Source organism: Kamptonema sp. PCC 6506 (assembly GCF_000180455.1).
Taxonomy (GTDB): domain Bacteria; phylum Cyanobacteriota; class Cyanobacteriia; order Cyanobacteriales; family Microcoleaceae; genus Kamptonema; species Kamptonema formosum.
Window position 1 is genome coordinate 1 of record NZ_CACA01000006.1, and the last position, 3,247, is coordinate 3,247.

Below are 3,247 nucleotides of genomic sequence, written 5' to 3' on the forward strand. Positions count from 1 at the left end.
GCTCCCCCGCTCCCCCTCTTTCTTTAACGGGGCAGGATATCATCAAGGCGGATTTGCAAGTTCTTTAGCAGAGGAGAAATAATTGTTTGATCGAGGCGAAATTGTTGCTGAGCGTAATCTTCATCAATCAGTTGACAAACCGTAACAGTAGGTTGTTTCGGTTTACCAATAAAAGCCACGCCCCCCAACCCACGATAATCCACGATCCAATATTCAGGAATCCCTAGAAAGGCATATTCTTCAACTTTTCGAGCATAATCTGTTTCCCAATTCGTGCTAACAACTTCTACCACCAATTTGATTGACCTTCCCAGTGTAATTACAGGTTCTCTTTCCCATAAAGGTTCGTTGATAAGAACGGTTTCATCTAACACGACAATATCAGGACGGCGGGCAGTAGCGGCATCTGCAAAGGGACGGATTAAACAAGTACGAGGAATAAACCAAGGGAGTTTTTCTGTAGTAATGGCGATGCCAATTTGAGTTGCTAGTTTGCCACTAACAGTTTCGTGGGGGCCTGTAGGTTCCATTTCAATTAATTCCCCGTCAGCCAGTTCATAACGGGAGTTGTCGCTATATTGCGCTAAGAATGTTTCAAATGTTAGAAGTTTTTGGCCGGTGTAGGTCATTTTAATGCTTGATTTGATATCTTTTGACGGGGCGTTTTGCCCCGTTATCAATCTGAACTTGAGATTAAGTTCTACTCTGGATCTTTTGGTAGTTGAGGTGCGATCGCCTCCTCAATAGCATCAGTAGCAATCTGCTCTGCAATTTCTTCCCGATGACCTCTGATCTCATCAATTTTCTCAGAAGTTATTTCTCTGACAGATTGAGCTTTTTCCTTGATAACTTGAGCTTGGTCTTGAGCCATTTCTCTGACAGATTGAGCTTTTTCTCTAACAACTTGAGCCCGATCTTGAGCTGCTTCCTTGACAACTTTAGCTTTTTCTTGAAGTTTTTCTGCTAAACTTTGAGCCACCCCTTTTGCCTCTTCTACGTGCTTGATGGTATCGTCGAGGTCTTTTTTCAACACATCTCTGGCTTGACCTACTTTTTGATTCAGTCCGTCTGTATAATGGTGAGGTTCTGCGATCGCAGCCTCCGGAACCATCACTCGCTTAGACCCGATACTCGAAATAACTGCTGGTTGAAGCAGATAAATCCCATCCAAAACACCTCGCCACCCGCTAGATTTAAACAAATAATTAACCACATTACCTGTCTTAACATCGAAGAGGTAATCAATCAGCTCACCTACCTTATTGCCCCCATCCGTCAATACCTCGTTGCCAATCATAGACATCGCCGACTCAGGTTGTTTTAGTTCTGGCACTTCTGGATTAAGATTTACCAGAATATTGTCACCCACTGTCTCTACCTGCGACCAAGCAAACCAGCGTTTCTTATTGCCCAAAAATCCAGACTTGCAAGTAAAGCCGATCGTGTGATGAGATTGAGGATCTACCCACAGTTGATCGACTTTACCTAGCTCTTCCACAGTCTTGCGGTCAATGACTCGGCGATTGAAGAAATCACTGCGCTTAATTATCTGTTGTGCTGTAGTCATAATAGTTCTCCAAAAAGGGGTTTGTTTTCAGATCGCGATCGCGCTTATATCTGGGGTATTGCGATCGCTGTTGTTAACTTAACTACACTTCAACCAGCTAAAAATTGTTTCTAGTATTAATTCTAACTCGATTCCCTTGAAAATTGGCAACGGAGTTGCATCCTGTTACAACTCTAGTCATTGTCCTGAAAATACTACTAAAATAATTTCTGATTCTGGAATGATTAACCACCACAACTCAGTGCTATATCAAATTTTGGGTAAATAGATAATCTGATCTTGATACTCATCCTCAAAAGAGGATTTGGCAATAAAAATTAGTTGATTGATATTTTCACCAATACTAATTTTAGTACCCAAAATAAAAATTCCTGGGACATGACCCCCGCGTTCAATATGTTCAGCCAAGTGAACTGGCATTGATTTACGATTGTTTGTCACCAGCACAAAATCTCTGGGTCTAAAGTGCTTAAAGGATGTGAATTAGGCTCACCTATTTTCCAGACAACTAAATTAGGATTGCTTTCAATTAATTGTCTTTTATAAATAGGGTGTAAATTTTCATCAAGCAAGTATTTGAGACTCATGCGCTTTCTGTTGAGATTCTAATTCAGCTTTAAGCTTTCTTAGTCGAATAATTCCTGGTGGGGGATTTAGTTCTTGAGCTTTCCATTGTTGGTGACTCCATTCTAACCAATCAGCTAGATAGGCGCTAATCGCTTCTTTGTTATGTAAATAATAAGTGATAGTTGCATAAATTTGTTCCAAAGTTAAAGAGGGATAAGATTGGAGAATTTGCTCGGGAGTGCGGGCGCGATGGATAAAATCATAAAGGATGGTTTCAATGCCAATCCGCGTCCCTTTTACCCGAATGTCGTCGGGGCGTAAAAAATTGAAGTAGTCTTCTAGTTGCATGAGAGTTAACTCCTGTTAATTTTTAGCAGTCGATCTTGTTTAAGTTGGTTGACAAGTTAATGATAGCATATCATACCAATTCTGGTTAAATATCTCTTTATTGTTTGTTTGATTTCTATTATACCTTATCATCCACAACTGAAATGTTGTTAAGTTAGAAATGCTGATTTCTATTTATTGATCTCCATAAGTGGCTTTTAATCTTTCTAAAAAGCTCTGATCGAGTTCCCTAGCTTTTAAACGATAGGTATTTACCATTTTGAGTTATTATTTTTGTTAAAGTTGATTTCCGATCTGACTTTTTCTACTATTCTACCTTATCATCTGCATAGGAGTATTCGCCCATCTCTACAGAATTTACTAATGTTGTAAATTGTGTGGGATTAAGCATGACATTTTCATACTCAAATCCGCCTACAAATTTATCGTTAGGAATAGCTAGATCGACTGCATATAATTCGGGATTTTCGTAACATTCGACAATTGATCCTTCCGTACCTTTGGGAATAATGCGATCGCGGTGGTCAAAATCGGCATTAATATCAACCAAGGTTTGAATGGTATCGTAAAGTTGGGCTTTCATGTTTGACCTCCTATCATTATCTATCTACTTCTAACCAGTTTGTAATTAGTCTAGGTATATCTTTTCCTACATCTATTTGCCAACTGGTGACAAGCGTTCCTTCTTGGCTATTTAGTCCTGTAATTCTAATTCGTACCTTAAATCTTAACCCGTGAACTGTCGGTTTGCCAGGAATAGATGGT

6 protein-coding genes are annotated in these 3,247 nt (G+C 39.6%); all 6 read right to left on the reverse strand.

Annotated features, from left to right (window positions below; genetic code table 11):
• Positions 1-23: 23 nt before the first annotated feature.
• Complete coding sequence (locus tag OSCI_RS00470; RefSeq protein ID WP_007352863.1) at positions 24-629, reverse strand: Uma2 family endonuclease; 606 nt, start codon at positions 627-629, stop codon at positions 24-26.
• A 71-nt stretch (positions 630-700) separates the two neighbouring features.
• On the reverse strand, positions 701-1,567 hold the full coding sequence (locus OSCI_RS00475; RefSeq protein ID WP_007352864.1) for a PRC-barrel domain-containing protein: 867 nt from the start codon (positions 1,565-1,567) through the stop codon (positions 701-703).
• 249 nt (positions 1,568-1,816) lie between these two features.
• On the reverse strand, positions 1,817-1,987 hold the full coding sequence (locus tag OSCI_RS31195) for a hypothetical protein (RefSeq protein WP_007352865.1): 171 nt from the start codon (positions 1,985-1,987) through the stop codon (positions 1,817-1,819).
• Between the two features lie 144 nt (positions 1,988-2,131).
• On the reverse strand, positions 2,132-2,482 hold the full coding sequence (locus OSCI_RS00485; protein ID WP_007352867.1) for a DUF433 domain-containing protein: 351 nt from the start codon (positions 2,480-2,482) through the stop codon (positions 2,132-2,134).
• A 307-nt stretch (positions 2,483-2,789) separates the two neighbouring features.
• A complete protein-coding gene (locus OSCI_RS00490; RefSeq protein ID WP_007352868.1) occupies positions 2,790-3,065 on the reverse strand; it encodes a hypothetical protein in 276 nt (91 codons plus the stop codon).
• 16 nt (positions 3,066-3,081) lie between these two features.
• On the reverse strand, positions 3,082-3,240 hold the full coding sequence (locus tag OSCI_RS32190; protein ID WP_324603613.1) for a DUF6883 domain-containing protein: 159 nt from the start codon (positions 3,238-3,240) through the stop codon (positions 3,082-3,084).
• Positions 3,241-3,247: the final 7 nt, after the last annotated feature.

What these genes read in the sequence shown, in the direction of transcription:
- OSCI_RS00490 (WP_007352868.1), bottom strand. Translation starts at nt 3,065, where the DNA reads ATGAAAGCCCAACTTTACGATACCATTCAAACCTTGGTTGATATTAAT.
- OSCI_RS31195 (WP_007352865.1), bottom strand. Translation starts at nt 1,987, where the DNA reads ATGCCAGTTCACTTGGCTGAACATATTGAACGCGGGGGTCATGTCCCA.
- OSCI_RS00470 (WP_007352863.1), bottom strand. Translation starts at nt 629, where the DNA reads ATGACCTACACCGGCCAAAAACTTCTAACATTTGAAACATTCTTAGCG.
- OSCI_RS00485 (WP_007352867.1), bottom strand. Translation starts at nt 2,482, where the DNA reads ATGCAACTAGAAGACTACTTCAATTTTTTACGCCCCGACGACATTCGG.
- OSCI_RS00475 (WP_007352864.1), bottom strand. Translation starts at nt 1,567, where the DNA reads ATGACTACAGCACAACAGATAATTAAGCGCAGTGATTTCTTCAATCGC.